This is a genomic window from Streptomyces sp. NPDC045701, from assembly GCF_056432045.1.
In genome coordinates this window covers 197,743-214,098 of record NZ_JBWKJV010000005.1, presented here as the reverse complement: position 1 = coordinate 214,098, position 16,356 = coordinate 197,743, and the positions used below count along the sequence as shown (strand labels likewise).

At 74.5% G+C, this 16,356-nt stretch carries 12 protein-coding genes and 1 pseudogene; 9 read left to right on the top strand and 4 right to left on the bottom strand.

Features of this window, described 5'->3' with window-relative positions; translation table 11 throughout:
- Positions 1-60: 60 nt before the first annotated feature.
- A complete protein-coding gene (gene hrpB / locus AC07DW_RS08755) occupies positions 61-2,577 on the bottom strand; it encodes an ATP-dependent helicase HrpB (protein ID WP_478856908.1) in 2,517 nt (838 codons plus the stop codon).
- Complete coding sequence (locus tag AC07DW_RS08750; protein ID WP_478856907.1) at positions 2,577-3,371, bottom strand: class I SAM-dependent methyltransferase; 795 nt, start codon at positions 3,369-3,371, stop codon at positions 2,577-2,579. Before AC07DW_RS08750 ends, hrpB begins: the two co-directional genes overlap by 1 nt.
- A gap of 350 nt (positions 3,372-3,721) precedes the next feature.
- On the opposite strand from AC07DW_RS08750, the gene rpsA reads away from it, so the two are divergent.
- Complete coding sequence (gene rpsA / locus AC07DW_RS08745) at positions 3,722-5,224, top strand: 30S ribosomal protein S1 (protein ID WP_478856906.1); 1,503 nt, start codon at positions 3,722-3,724, stop codon at positions 5,222-5,224.
- 147 nt (positions 5,225-5,371) lie between these two features.
- Here rpsA and AC07DW_RS08740 read toward each other — a convergent pair.
- Positions 5,372-6,366 (bottom strand): annotated as a pseudogene (locus AC07DW_RS08740) (right-handed parallel beta-helix repeat-containing protein).
- Between the two features lie 254 nt (positions 6,367-6,620).
- Between AC07DW_RS08740 and AC07DW_RS08735 the strand changes: the two are divergent.
- From AC07DW_RS08735 to AC07DW_RS08725, 3 genes are all read left to right on the top strand, one after another.
- Positions 6,621-7,559 carry a PAC2 family protein gene (locus AC07DW_RS08735; protein ID WP_478856905.1) on the top strand — a complete coding sequence of 313 codons (939 nt, stop codon included), beginning with the start codon at positions 6,621-6,623 and terminating at the stop codon, positions 7,557-7,559.
- 99 nt (positions 7,560-7,658) lie between these two features.
- The gene (gene coaE, locus AC07DW_RS08730; RefSeq protein ID WP_478856904.1) at positions 7,659-8,282 is read left to right on the top strand and encodes a dephospho-CoA kinase; all 624 of its coding nucleotides are present in this window, start codon (positions 7,659-7,661) and stop codon (positions 8,280-8,282) included.
- A gap of 95 nt (positions 8,283-8,377) precedes the next feature.
- Positions 8,378-8,770: a tetratricopeptide repeat protein gene (locus AC07DW_RS08725; protein ID WP_478856903.1), complete on the top strand. Its 393-nt coding sequence runs from the start codon at positions 8,378-8,380 to the stop codon at positions 8,768-8,770.
- A gap of 103 nt (positions 8,771-8,873) precedes the next feature.
- Here the strand turns inward: AC07DW_RS08725 and AC07DW_RS08720 are convergent, their stop codons facing one another.
- Positions 8,874-9,146, bottom strand: a complete 273-nt coding sequence (locus AC07DW_RS08720; RefSeq protein ID WP_478857020.1) for a DUF6343 family protein — start codon at positions 9,144-9,146, stop codon at positions 8,874-8,876.
- 122 nt (positions 9,147-9,268) lie between these two features.
- On the opposite strand from AC07DW_RS08720, the gene AC07DW_RS08715 reads away from it, so the two are divergent.
- From AC07DW_RS08715 to AC07DW_RS08695, 5 genes are all read left to right on the top strand, one after another.
- Complete coding sequence (locus AC07DW_RS08715; protein ID WP_478856902.1) at positions 9,269-9,964, top strand: class I SAM-dependent methyltransferase; 696 nt, start codon at positions 9,269-9,271, stop codon at positions 9,962-9,964.
- A gap of 85 nt (positions 9,965-10,049) precedes the next feature.
- Positions 10,050-10,514, top strand: a complete 465-nt coding sequence (locus AC07DW_RS08710; RefSeq protein WP_478856901.1) for a DoxX family protein — start codon at positions 10,050-10,052, stop codon at positions 10,512-10,514.
- 188 nt (positions 10,515-10,702) lie between these two features.
- Complete coding sequence (locus AC07DW_RS08705) at positions 10,703-12,052, top strand: carboxylesterase/lipase family protein (RefSeq protein ID WP_478857019.1); 1,350 nt, start codon at positions 10,703-10,705, stop codon at positions 12,050-12,052.
- Between the two features lie 92 nt (positions 12,053-12,144).
- Positions 12,145-15,027, top strand: a complete 2,883-nt coding sequence (locus AC07DW_RS08700) for a DEAD/DEAH box helicase (protein WP_478856900.1) — start codon at positions 12,145-12,147, stop codon at positions 15,025-15,027.
- Entirely contained in the window at positions 15,024-16,298 is a 1,275-nt protein-coding gene (locus tag AC07DW_RS08695; protein ID WP_478856899.1) for an SWIM zinc finger family protein, read from the top strand. Before AC07DW_RS08700 ends, AC07DW_RS08695 begins: the two co-directional genes overlap by 4 nt.
- The last annotated feature ends 58 nt before the right edge of the window (positions 16,299-16,356 follow it).

Genomic DNA, 16,356 nt, shown 5'->3' with positions numbered 1-16,356 from the left:
CACCGCCCCGCCCTTCTCCGGTGGGGCGGTGCCGGGCGCGTCCCCGCCGCCGCCCGGACGTCAGCGGCGCGTGTTGGCCCGGCGGGTCGGCGGAGCCGCCGCCGGGTCCTCCGGCCACGGATGCCTCGGGTACCGTCCGCGCAGCTCCGCGCGTACCGAGCGGTACCCGTCGCGCCAGAAGGACGCCAGGTCCGCCGTGACGGCCGCCGGGCGCCCCGCCGGCGACAGCAGGTGCACCAGGACCGGAACGCCCGCCACGGACGGCGTTTCGGTGAGCCCGAACATCTCCTGGAGCTTCACCGCCAGCACGGGCTGCTCACCGCCGTACTCGACGCGGACCCGCGACCCGCTCGGCACCTCGATACGCTCCGGAGCGAGCTCGTCCAGCCGGGCCGCATCACCGGTGGACCAGGGCAGCAGCCTCTGCAGGGCCCGGCCGGCGTCGATCCGGCCCAGGTCGGCCCGGCGCGCGGCCCGGGACAGCTCCGGCTCCAGCCACTCCTCCGTACGCTCCAGCAGCGCGGCGTCCGACACGTCCGGCCACGGCGCGCCCAGCACCCGGTGCAGGAACGCCAGCCGCCGGCGCAGCTCGTCCGCCTCCCGGGACCAGCGCAGCAGCCCCGGCCCCTCGCGCCGCAGCCCCTCCAGCAGCGCCTTCCGTACGAGAGCGGGATCCGGGTCCCTCAGCGGACGTACGGCCGTCTCGACGGCGCCCAGCCGCTCCACCGACCGGGCGACCACGTCCCCGTCCTCCCAGCGCACCTCGTCGCCCGCCACCAGCAGGTGCCGGGCCGCCGCCCGCGCGGTGCCCTCGTCCACCACGGCGGCCAGCCGCACGCGCGCGGAGGCGGCGTGCGAGGGCCGGTCCGCGACGGCGACGGCCAGCCACGCCGAGCCCCGCAGCCGGGACGCCGGGGCGAGTTCCGCCCCCGTCCCTGAGGCCATCAGGAACGCCCCGTCGCCCTTGGCCCGCGCCACCCGCTCAGGGAAGGCGAGCGCGGCCACCAGGCCGGCGGCGGCGTCGTCCCCCGGCGCGACGGCCCGCCCGGGACCCCCGCCCGTCCCCGTCCCGGCACCCGTGTCCGGCGCGTCCAGCTGGCGGGCCAGGCGCCCCGTCTCCTGCCGCCAGCGCGCCCCGTACGCGTCACCGCCCCGCCGTGCCGCACGCCACGCGCCCGCCAGGTCGTCGCCGTACTCGCGCGGCGGCTCCTCGCTCAGCAGCGCCACCACCTCCGCGGCGCGCCGGGCGCCGACCGCGGGCGCCCCGTCCAGCAGCGCCCGCGCCAGGCGCGGGTGCAGGCCCAGGCGGGCCATGGTGTCGCCCCGTCCGGTCACCCGGCCCGCCGCGTCCACCGCTCCGATCGCCGCCAGCACCGACCGCGCGGCGGCCATCGCGCCCGCCGGCGGCGCGTCCAGCAGCGCCAGACCCGCCGCGTCCGGGTCGCCCCAGGCGGCCGCCCGGAGCGCGAACCCCGTCAGATCGGCGACCTGGATCTCGGGCGCCGGGAACCGCGGCAGGCGCCCGTCCTCCGCCTCCGTCCAGCACCGGTACACCACGCCCGGCGCCTCGCGCCCGGCCCGCCCCGCCCGCTGCCGGGCGGCCGCCCGGGACGCCCGTACCGTCGTCAGCGAACCGAGGCCCCGCGCGTGGTCCACCCGTGGCTCACGGGCCAGCCCCGAATCCACCACCACCCGCACACCGGGGACCGTCAGCGACGACTCCGCCACCGACGTCGCCAGGACCACCCGCCGCCCCGCGCCGGGGGAGAGCACCGCTTCCTGGACGCCCGCCGGCGCCCGCCCGTGCACCTGGAGCACCTCCGCGTCCACGGACGACAGGAGCCCGGCCACGCGCGCGATCTCCCCGACACCGGGCAGGAAGCACAGGACGTCCCCCGCCCGCTCCGCCAGCGCCCGCCGCACCACCGAGGCGACGTGCGCCAGCAGCGCCGGGTCCACCCTCATCCCCTGCGGGGGCCGCACCGTCCCGGACGGTGGCGCCCACACCACCTCCACCGGATGGACGACGCCCCGCGCCTCCACCACCGGCGCCCCGCCCAGCAACCGGGCCCAGCCCTCCGCGTCGGTCGTCGCCGAAGCGGCCACCAGACGCAGCTCGGGCCGCAGGGCCGCCCGCACGTCCAGCAGGAACGCGGCGGCGGTGTCGGCGTCCAGGTGCCGCTCATGGCACTCGTCCAGGATCACCACGTCCACCCCGGCCAGTTCCGGGTCCCGCTGGAGCCGCTGGAGCAGCACACCCGTCGTCACCACCTCGACGACCGTTCCGCGCGAGACGACCCGCTCGCCGCGCACCGTGCAGCCGACCCGGCCGCCCACCCGCTCGCCCAGCAGCCACGCCATCCGCCGGGCGGCGGCCCGCGCCGCGATCCGCCGGGGCTCGGCGACCACCACGCGCGCGCCCCCCTCCGCCAGCGCCAGCGGGACCAGGGTGGTCTTGCCCGTCCCCGGCGGGGCGCACAGCACCGCCGACCCGTGCCCGTCCAGCGCCCGCTCCAGGGCGGGCAGGGCGGTACGCACGGGAAGGCCCAGCGCCTCCTCGCGCAGCTCGAGTCGCATCACGCGCGCTCGCACACGAAGATCGCCGTCCCCGGGATCAGGTTGCCGCGCAGCGGGGACCAGCCGCCCCACTCCTGGGTGTTCCAGGCCGGCCACTCCGGCTCGACCAGGTCCACCAGCCGGAACCCGCCCGCCACCACGTCCCGCACCCGGTCACCGAGGGTCCGGTGGTGCTCCACGTAGACGGCCCGTCCTTCGTCGTCCTGTTCCACATAAGGGGTGCGGTCGAAATAGGAGGCCGCAACGGTCAGGCCCTCGGGGCCCGGCTCGTCGGGGAAGGCCCACCGGATGGGGTGGGTCACGGAGAACACCCACCGCCCGCCCGGCCGCAGCACCCTGCGCACCTCGCGGAAGACCCGCACCGGATCCGCCACGAAGGGCACCGCCCCGTACGCCGAGCACGCCAGGTCGAAGGAGCCGTCCCGGAACGGCAGCGCGGCCGCGTCGGCCTCCACCAGGGGCACGTCCTCCCCGATGCGCAGGGCGTGCTGGAGCTGCCGGTGGGACAGGTCCAGGGCCACGGGGCGGGCGCCCCGGGCGGCCAGCCAGCGCGAGCACTGGGCCGCGCCCGCGCCGATCTCCAGGACGTCGAGCCCCGCGACGTCTCCCAGGAGACCCGCTTCGGATTCGTTCAGCCCCTCCGGACCCCAGACGAACCGGTCGTCCCCGAGGAACCCCCCGTGCTCGCTCTGGTACTCGTCCGCGTTCCGGTCCCACCAGCCGCGGCTGGCCCGGCTGCTCTCCTCGTCACCGGCATGGCGCCGAGTGGCTTCAGGCTCGTACTCTTGGATCATCCCGCCGCCCGTTGTAAGTTGCGCACGGCTCCCGCGGAAGCGGCAGCCGCGGCCACGATGGCCTTGGGAAACCTTAAATGTGCCGGGTATGCGACGTTCTGCGCCGGGTGTGCGCCTTCGCGCATTGACCGTGTCCGACCGTCCCCGTATGCTAAAGGTTGCGCTGCGGGCCTGCGCGCCTCAGACGGAGCAGGTCGCGCTCGCATCTGTTGTATGTCCCCTCGGTTGTCGAGGCGCCTCCCCTGGCGGGGACGGGCGCTTCCTTGGCTGTCCGGCTTCTTCAGCTGCGATACGGGCTCTCGGCGTAGCAGTACCTACGACTTTCTGTCCGTACCGGAGCCCTTTCCCACATGACGAGCAGCACCGAGACCACCGCCACCACCCCGCAGGTTGCGGTCAACGACATCGGTAACGAGGAAGCCTTCCTCGCCGCGATCGACGAGACGATCAAGTACTTCAACGACGGCGACATCGTCGACGGCGTCATCGTGAAGGTCGACCGGGACGAGGTCCTGCTCGACATCGGTTACAAGACCGAAGGTGTCATCCCGAGCCGCGAGCTCTCGATCAAGCACGACGTCGACCCGAACGAGGTCGTCAAGGTCGGCGACGAGATCGAGGCCCTTGTTCTCCAGAAGGAGGACAAGGAAGGCCGCCTGATCCTCTCGAAGAAGCGCGCCCAGTACGAGCGTGCCTGGGGCACCATCGAGAAGATCAAGGAAGAGGACGGCATCGTCACCGGCACCGTCATCGAGGTCGTCAAGGGTGGTCTCATCCTCGACATCGGCCTCCGTGGCTTCCTGCCGGCCTCCCTCGTCGAGATGCGCCGTGTCCGCGACCTCCAGCCCTACGTGGGCAAGGAGCTCGAGGCGAAGATCATCGAGCTGGACAAGAACCGCAACAACGTGGTCCTGTCCCGCCGCGCCTGGCTCGAGCAGACCCAGTCCGAGGTTCGCCAGACGTTCCTCACCACCCTGCAGAAGGGTCAGGTCCGCTCCGGCGTCGTCTCCTCGATCGTCAACTTCGGTGCGTTCGTCGACCTGGGCGGCGTGGACGGTCTGGTCCACGTCTCCGAGCTGTCCTGGAAGCACATCGACCACCCGTCCGAGGTCGTCGAGGTCGGCCAGGAGGTCACCGTCGAGGTTCTCGACGTGGACATGGACCGCGAGCGTGTCTCCCTGTCGCTGAAGGCGACGCAGGAGGACCCGTGGCAGCAGTTCGCCCGTACGCACCAGATCGGTCAGGTCGTCCCGGGTAAGGTCACCAAGCTGGTTCCGTTCGGTGCGTTCGTCCGCGTGGACGAGGGCATCGAGGGTCTGGTCCACATCTCCGAGCTGGCCGAGCGCCACGTGGAGATCCCGGAGCAGGTCGTCCAGGTCAACGACGAGATCTTCGTCAAGGTCATCGACATCGACCTCGAGCGTCGTCGCATCAGCCTCTCGCTGAAGCAGGCCAACGAGTCCTTCGGCTCCGACCCGGCCTCGGTCGAGTTCGACCCGACCCTGTACGGCATGGCCGCCTCGTACGACGACCAGGGGAACTACATCTACCCCGAGGGCTTCGACCCGGAGACCAACGACTGGCTGCCGGGCTACGAGACCCAGCGCGAGGCGTGGGAGACCCAGTACGCCGAGGCGCAGCAGCGCTTCGAGCAGCACCAGGCCCAGGTCATCAAGTCCCGCGAGGCCGACGAGGCCGCCGCTGCCGAGGGTGGCGCCGCCGCTCCGGCCGGTGCCCCGGCGGGCGTCTCGGGTGGTTCGTACTCCTCGGAGTCGGACGACAACTCCGGCGCCCTGGCGTCGGACGAGGCCCTGGCCGCCCTGCGCGAGAAGCTGGCCGGCGGCCAGAGCTGAATTCCGGCTCACCGCTGAGCAGTAAGAGCTGAACATCGAGGCCCGTCCCCGGAAGGGGGCGGGCCTCGGTCGTGTTCCCTGGAGGGCGGGCCTCGGTCGTGTTGCCGGAAGGGGCGCGCGTCGGTCGTGTCGCCGGTCCGCTCCCGGTCAGCCGATGGGGACGCCCGGGGTGACCAGGCCGCGTCCGCCGGTGCGGGTGTTGTCCGCGTACACCGTCGTACGGCACGACGACGAGTGGTGCGGGGCGTGGATCGCGTACCGGTCGGGGCCGGTGGCACCGGTCAGGTCGGCCCTGTTGTCGCGGAAGACGGTGCCGCAGCCCCAGCCGGGCTGCTGGGTGTGGGTCTCGAACCCGTTGTTGAGCGTGTCGCGCCCCGTGTTGTCCTCCACCAGGACGTCGTTGCCCTTCACGTCCACCCAGGAGTCGTCGTAGTGGGCGCCGGTCATCCCTCGGCCCTCGAAGGTGTTGCCGATGATCCGCGCGCCCGCGGTGCCTCCTTGATGTCGACGCTCTCGCCCCCGACGTCCGGGCCGATGACGTTGTCGAGGATCCGTACGTTGTCGCTGCGGTCCGACAGGGTGTTCGCCGTTCCGACGTAGACGCCCTCGCCCATGCCGCGCCCGTCGTTCCCGGTGTCGTAGATGCGTGAGCTCTTGATGACGCCGTCCCGGCTGGACCTGCGGAAGTGGACGCCCTCCATGTCGAGGTCGTGGACGGTGACGGAGTCGACGACGACCCCGGGCGCGGCATCGATCATGATGCCCTTCTGGCCGCCGGTGACGGTGATGCCCCTGACGGTCCAGTGCGAGGCGCCGTCGAGGTGGAGGCCGTAGCCGCCGCCCGCCCGGAGGACGGCCCGCGAGGAGCCGGTGAGGGTGATGCGGGCCGAGGCGGCGGCGGGGGTGGTGGCCTTGAAGTTGCCGGTGTAGGTGCCGTCGGCGAGCCGGATGGTGTCGCCGGGGCGGGCGGCGGTGAGGGCCGACTTGAGCTGGGCGGTGGTGGACACGTCGACCACCGCGGCGGCGGTGGCGCCGGGGGCGGTGCCTCCGGTCGCGGGCGGGGCGAGGGCGGTCAGGCCGGCGACGGCGAGCGCGGCGGCCGGCAGTCCGAGGAGGGGGGTGGTGAGCCTTCGGGTGCGCATATGGGGTGCCTTCCCGTGGGGGACACGAGGGGGGGTGTTCGTGTATGTGTACGGCGAGCGGACTGCTGAACGTCCCGTGCTGCCCCGTGACGGTAGGAACAGGTAATGGGCATGTCAAGGTCTGGACCAAGGGGCGACGGTCAGGGGTGCGACGAGCGCCCGCGCGGCCCGGCAGGCCGGAAACGAGCCCTCCTGGGGAATGCCTGTACGCCGAGTGACGTTCTTCCCTACGAACACGAGGAGGAGCGGTAATCGTGCTTGATCCGCAGGATTTGTACGCATGGGACCCCAAGGGCCTGGCCGTCGTCGACGTGGCGCTGGCGCAGGAGTCGGCGGGCCTGGTCATGCTCTACCACTTCGACGGATACATCGACGCGGGCGAGACCGGCGAGCAGATCGTCGACAGCCTGCTGGAGACGCTGCCCCACCAGGTGGTGGCCCGTTTCGACCACGACCGCCTCGTGGACTACCGGGCACGCCGTCCGCTGCTCACCTTCCGGCGTGACCGCTGGACCGGGTACGAGACTCCGGCCATCGAGGTGCGCCTCGTGCAGGACGCCACCGGGGCGCCGTTCCTGCTGCTGTCCGGCCCCGAGCCCGACGTGGAGTGGGAGCGGTTCGCGACGGCCGTACGGCAGATCGTCGAGCGGCTCGGCGTACGGCTTTCGGTCAACTTCCACGGCATCCCCATGGGCGTCCCCCACACCCGGCCCGTCGGCCTCACCCCGCACGGCAACCGCACCGACCTGATGCCGGGGCACCGCAGCCCGTTCGACGAGGCGCAGGTGCCGGGCAGCGCCGAGGCGCTGGTCGAGTACCGGCTGATGGAGGCCGGGCACGACGTCCTCGGTGTCGCGGCCCACGTTCCGCACTACGTGGCCCGGTCGGCCTACCCGGACGCGGCGCTGACCGCCGTGGAGGCCATCACCGCGGCGACCGGCCTGGTCCTGCCCGGCATCGCGCACGCGCTGCGTACGCAGGCCCAGCGGACCCAGACGGAGATCGAGCGCCAGATCGGCGAGGGCGACGAGGAACTGACCGCCCTCGTGCAGGGCCTGGAGCACCAGTACGACGCGATGGCCGGCGCCGAGACCCGCGGCAGCCTGGTCGCCGAACCGGTCGAGCTGCCGTCCGCGGACGAGCTCGGCCGCGAGTTCGAGCGGTTCCTCGCCGAGCGGGAAGGCGACCTCTAGGGAGGTCCGGAACGCATCGGCGTCAGCCCGGAGCGCGGGTGGGGCGATACTTCACGGGCACGATGTGGGGGCCGCGCGACAGCGCCTAGGCTTCGGTGCATGCTGAAGGTTGGGTTGACCGGCGGAATCGGTGCCGGAAAGAGCGAAGTGTCGCGTCTGCTGTCCTCGTACGGGGCGGTTCTCATCGACGCCGACAGGATCGCCCGCGAGGTCGTCGAACCCGGAACCCCCGGGCTCGCGGCCGTCGTGGCGGCGTTCGGACCGGACATCCTCACGGCCGACGGGACCCTGGACCGCCCCCGGCTGGGCTCCATCGTGTTCTCCGACCCCGAGTCGCTGGCCACGCTCAACGGCATCGTCCACCCCCTGGTGGGCGCCCGCTCGGCGGAGCTGGAAGCGGCGGCGGGGCCCGGAGCCGTCGTCGTCCACGACGTACCGCTGCTCACCGAGAACGACCTGGCGCCGCTGTACGACCTGGTCGTGGTGGTCGACGCGTCCGAGGAGACGCGGCTGGAGCGGCTCGTACGGCTGCGCGGGATGACCGAGGCCGAGGCCCGCTCCCGCATGGCCGCGCAGGCGACGCGGGAACAGCGGCTGGCGGTGGCCGACCTGGTCATCGACAACGACGGCCCGCTGGAGGCCCTGGAGCCCCAGGTGCGCGCCGTCTGGGACCGGCTGTCCGAACGGGCCGCCGCCGGTCCGCGGGCCGCCCCGGAGGCATGACGGCGCCGGTACCCGGCGCACCGCGGCCGGGCGGCCGGTGGAATACCGGCCCGGCCGCGCATGTTGAAACGCCGGAGCGAGGGAAGGATCCGAGCGTGCCCGAAACCAACCCGGAGACCCACGTCATCGACTACCGCGCGGCGGAGCGACTGCTCGCGGCCCGGGACCCGCGCGGGGCCGTCAAGCTCCTCGATTCCGTGATCGCGGCCCACCCGGAGAACACCGCCGCCCGCCTGCTGCGCGCCCGCGCCTTCTTCGCGGCCGCCCAGCTGCGACCCGCCGAGCTGGAGTTCGAGCTGGTGCTGGAGCGCGAGCCGGACAACGCGTTCGCCCACTTCGCGCTGGCCCGCACGTTCCAGCGTTCGGGCCGCCCCGAACAGGCGAAACGCCATTTCCGCCTGGCCGCCGCGCTGGACCCCAGGCCGGAGTACCTGGAGGCGGCGCGCTTCCCGGTGGACTTTCCGGCCGACATGCCGCCCGAGGAGTGACGGGCCCTCGCCGCCCCGGGAACCGCCCCGCGTGCGCCGATGGTGTCGGCCGGTGGCCCACCCGCGCCGCCGGCGCCCGTCGCCGGCCGCCCCGAACGGGCCGCTAGCGTCCGCCGGCGGGCCCTTCGTCCGGATCGTACGGGGGCACATCGGGGCCCGGCTGGTAGTGCGGGCCCTGACGGATGTGGCGCAGGACGACCACGAGGTCGACCACGACGACCACGGCCAGCAGCCCGCACGCCGCCGCCCAGCCGGGGCGGCCGGCCAGCGCGAAGGCCGCGGTTCCGGCGCCCGCCCAGATCAGCCCCCACACGCCCAGCCAGAAGCGGATCCGCAGGGGGCTGCGCGCCGTTCTCGGTTCACTGCCGGTACGCATGCGCATGGTGATCGCTCTCCCGCCCGGCGAGTACCCGCCCGGCACCGTTCGATCCCGGCCGAAGCGGAGCACGGGGGAACGGGCCCTCGCGCTCGCCCGTTCAAGGGCACATGAGCCGACGGATGCGTGAGGGCCATGAGGGTTCCGGACCGGGAGCGATCACCCCGGACGGCTGCGCGGTCGACCTGTACGACAGGCTCGTCGCGGGCGCCGAGCCCGACGTCGTCGCCGCCGCGGTGCCGGCGCGGGCGACCCTGCTCGAGCTGGGCAGCGGGGCGGGCCGGCTGACCCGGCCGCTGGTCGAGCGGGGCCTGGTGGTCACCGCCGTGGACGAGTCGGCCGAGATGCTGGCACGGGTCCGCGAACGGGTTCCCGGCATCAGGACCGTACAGAGCCCGATCGAGACCCTGGACCTGGAGGAGCGGTTCGACGCCGTGCTGCTCGCGTCGTTCCTGGTGCACACGGGCGACCGGCGGGTGCGCGACGGGCTGCTCGCGGCCTGCCGGCGGCACGTCGGGGACGACGGGTGCGTACTGATCCAGCGGGAGGGCCTGGACTGGCACACCCGGGTGCCGCGCGAGCGCGAGGACCCCTCCGGCTGCACGGTGCGGATCGTCTCGGCGGAGCCGGTCGGGGACGGGGTGAACTCGGTGGTCTGCGAGTACGTCTTCCCCGACGCCCGCTGGACGCAGACCTTCCTGTCACGCCCGCTGACGAAGGAGGCCTTCGAAGGCTGCCTGGCCGCGGCCGGGCTGGCCGTCGACGCGTATCTGACCGATGACGGGACATGGGCGCGGGCGCGGCCGGCACACCGATGAGTTCCCGGCGGCCCGCCGGTCAACCTCCACGACAGCGACGCACCGCACCGCACCGCCCGGGCAACGCCCGCAGGAGGAGACCGACATGACCGACACCACGCCCGACACCGGAGCCACCACCTCCGGTGCCACCGCCAACGCCACCACCACCGGAGCCGCAGCCCCGTCCCGCCGTGCCGACATCGGCGTATGGGTCCTGCAGATCGTCCTCGCCCTCTTCTTCGCGATCCCGAGTGCCGGGCCCAAGCTGGTCGGGCACTCCTCGGCGGCGGAGTCCTTCGACGCGATCGGCGCCGGCGACTGGCTCATGTACCTGGTCGGTGTCCTGGAGCTGGCCGGTGCCGTCGCGCTGGTGGTACCCGCGCTCTCCGGGGTGGCGGCGATCGCGCTGACCGGTCTGATGGCCGGGGCGCTCGTCACCCAACTGGTCCTCCTCGACGGGAAGTTCTGGTACACGCCGGTGATCTTCGCGGTGCTGCTGGGCGTCGTCGCCCGCGCCCGCGCGGACCGCACCGCCGCCCTGCTTCGCCGGGTCCGCGGCCGGGTGTGAGCCCGCACACGAGTCGCGCGGGACCCTTTACGCCGGGCGGGGCGACACGGTACGAGAGGGGCACACGACGAAGGGACCCCGATGCGACCGGTGTGCATGACCAGGCAGGGCGCGGTACGCGGTGACATCTCGGCCGACGGGACCGCCTCCTTCCTCGGCATCCCGACGCCGCCCCGCCGTTCGGCCCCCTGCGTTTCCGGCCACCGGCCCCACCGCGCGCGTGGCGGGGGACACGGGACGCGACGGCCTACGGGCCCACCCCGCCGAAGGCGCCCTACGCCCCGCCCTTCGACGCCCTGCTCCCGGAGACCACCATCCCGGGGGAGGACTGCCTCAACCTCAACGTGTGGACGCCGTCCCCGGGCCCCGGCGCCCGGCTGCCGGTCATGGTGTGGCTGTACGGCGGGGCGTTCGCCAACGGGACGGCGTCGACGTCCGCGTACGACGGCAGCGCCTTCGCGCGGGACGGCGTCGTGTTCGTGTCCCTCAACTACCGCATCGGAACGGACGGGTTCCTCCACCTGGACGGCGTCCCGGACAACCGGGGCCTGCTCGACCAGATCGCCGGGCTGGAGTGGGTCCGGGACAACATCGCCAACTTCGGCGGCGACCCGGACCGGGTCACCCTCTTCGGCGAGTCGGCCGGAGCGATGAGCATCGGCGTTCTGCTGGGAGACGCGCGGGCACGCGGCCTGTTCCACCGGGCGATCCTGCAGAGCGGGGCGGCACACCACTTCCTCCGCCCCGCGTCGGCCCGGCGGATCACCGCCCGGCTGGCCGAGAAGCTCGCGGTCGCACCGGAGGCGGACGCCTTCGCCGCCGTCCCGCTCGACAGGCTCCTCGCCGCCCAGGCGGAGCTGCGCGGCGAGATCGGCGCCCGCCCCGACCCCGCCGTGTGGGGCGAGGCGGCACTCAACGCCATGCCCTTCGAACCGGTGACCGAGGGCCCGGCCCTGCCGGGACCCGACTGCGGCGTCGACCTGCTGGTGGGCAGCAACCGCGAGGAGTACCGGCTCTTCCTCGTCCCCACCGGCCGGCTGCACCTGCTGCCCGAGACGAAGCTCCGGACCACCGCCGAGGCGTACGGCCTGGACCCGGACGAGGCCCTGCCCGTCTACCGGGACGCGCGGCCCGGCGCGGGGCCCGGGGAAGTCTTCGACGCGCTCGTGACGGACTGGTTCTACCGCATCCCGGCGATCCGGCTGGCCGAGTCGGTCCCGGGGTCGTACGTGTACGAGTTCGCGCGCCGCTCCTCCGCCTACGACGGGCAGCTCGGGGCGTGCCACGCCGGTGAGCTGGCCTACGTCTTCGACCGGCTCGACGACCCCCGGTACGCGCCGGTGATCGGCGCGGACCCGGCCCGGGCGGTGGCCGACGCCATGCACGGGGCGTGGGTGGCGTTCGCGGAGACCGGCGACCCCGGGTGGCCCGCCTACGACCGCGGTGACCGCACGACGATGATCTTCGATGACGCCGGTGCCGGCCCGGTCGACGACCCCCGCGGAGCCGAGCGGGCCCTGTGGGAGGGCGTGCGCTGACGCCGCGCGACGGATGACCGGAGCCGATTGTCAGACCCTCACCGTAAGGTCGTAGATCCACGACACGACCACCGCGAGGGAGGTGACCGGCCATGTCGCAGCGCCCGCTGCACGCCTTCGCCGCCGTCTTCCTCCCCGCCGCGCTGCCGCGCGAGGGCCGGGTCGCCTTCTGGTCCCCGGACGCCGAGCCCCCGCCGCTTCCGGCGAGGGCGGACACCGAGCCCCCGCCTCGGCTCCCACGCGCGGCCGGCGCCGAGCCCCCGCCGCAGGCGGCGAGGGCGGCCGACGCGGCCCGGCCGGGCGCCGGCCACGACACCGTCACGGTCGTGCGGGCGCACGGGAGCGGAGTGCGCGGCCAGGAGGTGCCGGCGCTGCTGCTGCCCGTGGCCGACGCCCTGCCGGTGCTGGTCGCCGCGCGGCACGCCCCGGACGCCCACCCCGCGGCGGCCTGCTGGGGCGCCGCCGCCCTGCACGCCCTCCACCTGGCCGGGCGGGGCCGGCTGCTGCCGGGGCTCACGGCCGGCGACCTGGACGCGTGGCGGGCCGGGCCGCTGGACGCGGACGACATCGCCCACCTGCGGGCGATCGCGGCGGCGATGCCCTACGAGGCGCACGCCGTGCCGATGCCCGGCCCGCGCCCGCTCCGGCTGCCCGAGCCCGAGGCCCTGGTGCGGGCCTTCCTCGACGCGGTCGCCGACACCCTGCCCCGTACACCGGCCGCCGCGCACGCCGCCGGGGCACCGTTCGCGGCCCGCGCCCCGCAGCACCTGCCCCGCGCGCGTGCCTGGGCCGCCGAGGCCGCGGCGGGCATGGACGCCGGCGTCCGCGTCTCGCTGCGCCTCGACCTGTCCGGGTACGAGCTGTTCGACACCGTCGCGGAGGGCGGCGGCGAGCGGGAGGCCGCCGCCGCGCTGATCCAGGTCCACAGCCTCGCCGACCCCACCCTGGTCGTCGACGCGGCCGCGCTGTGGGCGGGGGAGGCCACCGAGCACTTCGGGCCACGGGCCAGGATCGACGCCGTGCTGGCGCTGCGGCGCGCCGCCCGCGTCTGGGCGCCGCTCGCCCGCCTGCTGGAGCGGGACGTCCCCGACGTGCTGTCCCTCACCGAGGACGAGCTGTACGAGCTGCTCGGCCCGGCGGCGGCGCGGCTCGGCGCGGCCGGCGTCACCGTGCACTGGCCCCGGGAGCTGGCGCGGTCGCTCACCGCCGCCGCGGTCGTCCGCCCCGCGCCCGGCTCGGCGACCGACGGCACCGCGTTCTTCGACAGCGCGGAGCTGCTGAGGTTCGACTGGCAGCTGGCGCTGGACGGCGACCCGCTGACCGAGCGGGAGATGGACGCCCTCGCCGAGGCCCACCGCCCCGTCGTACGGCTGCGCGACCAGTGGGTGGTCGTCGACCCCGCGCTCGTACGCAAGGCGCGGAAGCGGGAGCTGGGTCTGCTGGAGCCGGTCGACGCGCTGGCCGTGGCGCTCAGCGGCACCGCCGAGGTGGACGGCGAGACGGTCGAGGCGGTGCCCACCGGCGCGCTCGCGGCGCTGCGCGACCGGTTGGTGGCGGGCCCCGGCACCACCGACCCGCCGCCGGGCCTCGACGCCACCCTGCGCGACTACCAACTGCGCGGCCTGGCCTGGCTGGACCTGATGACGTCCCTGGGCCTCGGCGGCTGCCTCGCCGACGACATGGGCCTCGGCAAGACCGTCACCCTCATCGCCCTGCATCTGCGCCGCGCCCGCCGGGCCCCCACCCTCGTCGTCTGCCCGGCCTCCCTGCTCGGCAACTGGCAGCGCGAGATCGCCCGCTTCGCCCCCGGCGTGCCGGTGCGCCGCTTCCACGGCACCGACCGCACCCTGGACGGCCTCGAAGGGGGCTTCGTGATCACCACGTACGGCACGATGCGCACCAGCGCCGAGCAGTTGGCCGCCCACGAGTGGGGCATGGTCGTCGCCGACGAGGCCCAGCACGTCAAGAACCCGTTCTCCGCGACCGCCAAGGCCCTGCGCACCATCCCCGCGCCCGCACGCGTCGCCCTCACCGGCACCCCCGTCGAGAACAACCTCTCCGAACTGTGGGCGCTGCTCGACTGGACCACGCCCGGCCTCCTCGGCCCGCTCAAGGCGTTCCGCTCGCGCCACGCGCGTGCCGTCGAGAACGACGAGGCGGTCGAGCGCCTCGCCCGGCTCGTCCGCCCCTTCCTGCTGCGCCGCAAGAAGTCCGACCCGGGGATCGTGCCCGAGCTGCCGCCCAAGACGGAGTCCGACCACCCGGTGCCCCTCACCCGCGAACAGGCGTCGCTGTACGAGGCGGTGGTGCGCGAGACGATGGCGCGGATCGAGGGGGCGGAGGGCATCGCCCGCCGCGGGCTGGTGATGAAGCTGCTGACGTCCCTGAAGCAGATCTGCAACCACCCCGCCCAGTACCTGAAGGAGGAGCCCGCCCGGCTGGCCGGACGGTCGGGCAAGCTCGCGCTGCTCGACGAACTCCTCGACACGATCCTGTCCGAGGACGGCTCCGTGCTGGTCTTCACCCAGTACGTGACCATGGCCCGGCTGCTCACCGCGCACCTGGCGGCCCGCGCGGTCCCTTCCCAACTGCTGCACGGCGGGACGCCGGTGGCGGAGCGGGAGCGCATGGTGGACCGGTTCCAGTCCGGCGAGGTGCCGGTGTTCGTCCTGTCGCTGAAGGCCGCCGGCACCGGCCTCAACCTCACCCGGGCCGGCCACGTCGTCCACTACGACCGCTGGTGGAACCCGGCCGTCGAGGAGCAGGCCACCGACCGGGCGTACCGCATCGGCCAGACCCAGCCCGTGCAGGTGCACCGCCTGATCGCCGAGGGGACGGTGGAGGACCGCATCGCGGAGATGCTGCTGGCCAAGCGCGCGCTCGCCGACGCCGTCCTGGGCTCCGGAGAGACCGCCCTGACCGAGCTAACCGACCGCGAGCTGGCCGACCTCGTCTCGCTGAGGAGGCTGTCATGAGCCCGCACCGCCCCGGCCCGCGCCCCGGCGCCCGCCGTGCCCCGCTGCACGACGACCGCCGCCGCACGTTCCCGCAACTCGTCCCCGCGCGGGGCGCCGACGGGAAGTTCGCCGCCACCTGGTGGGGCAACGCCTGGGTGGAGGCCCTGGAGGACACCGCCCTGGACCCGGCGCGCCTGGCACGCGGGCGGGCGTACGCCACCACCGGGCACGTCGACGCGATCACCGTGACACCGGGCAGGGTCACGGCCTACGTCCACGGCAGCCGCCCCCGGCCGTACCGGACGGAGATCCGGCTGCGGGTCCTCGGCGGCGACGACTGGGAGCGCTTCCTGGACGCCGCGGCCGCCCGCCCCGACCACATCGCCGCCCTCCTCGACAAGGACGTGCCGCACGCCCTGGCGGCGGCGGTCGACCTGCTGCCCGGCCCCGGTGACCTGATCCCGGACTGCTCCTGCCCCGACCACGGCTACCCCTGCAAGCACGCCGCCGCCCTGTGCTACCAGGCGGCCCGCCTCCTCGACGAGGACCCGTTCGTGCTGTTCCTGATGCGCGGACGGGGGGAACAGGAGATCCTCGCGGCGCTCAGCCACCGCAACGCCGCTCACGAGGCGGCCGAGGCCGGCGCCGCACCGCCGCCCATGCCCACCGTCACCGCGGGCGAGGCCGTCACCGCCGCGCCCGCCTCCGCCCTGCCGCCCCCGCTGCCGGCCCCCGACCGGCCCGGTCGGCCGCCCCTCTACCCCGAGGACCCGGACGCCCCCGACCCCCTGGCCCTGGAGATGCTGGCCACCGAGGCGGCGGCCCGCGCGCACACCCTCCTGACCACCGGGCAGGACCCGGTCGCCGCCCTCACCCCCTGGCAGGACGCCGTCCGTCTCGCGGCCGCCCACCCCGGCTCCGGCCTCACCGCCTCCACCCGCGCCCTGTACCGCGACCTCGCCGCCGCCCTGGACCGCACACCCGCCGACCTGGCCCGCGCCGTCGCCGCCTGGCGCCAGGGCGGACCGGCGGGGCTCGCCGTCCTGGAGGAGCCCTGGGACCCTCCGGCCGGCCCCTTCGACCGCGCCCGGCCCGCCCTGATCGCCGCCGACCTGCCCCACTTCCGCCCCTGGCGCAACCGCCTCTCCAGCCGCTCACTCCAACTGCGCTACGGCCGCGACGGCCTCTGGTACGGGTACGAATCAGACCCCGACCGCGAGGACTGGTGGCCGAGGGGCACCCCTGACACCGATCCGGTCGGCGCGCTCACCGACCTGCTGGAGAGCTGACGCCACCCGTTGCCCCGCCCGGGGGACAACAGGTGCGGAGCCTGTGAGGGTTCGAATG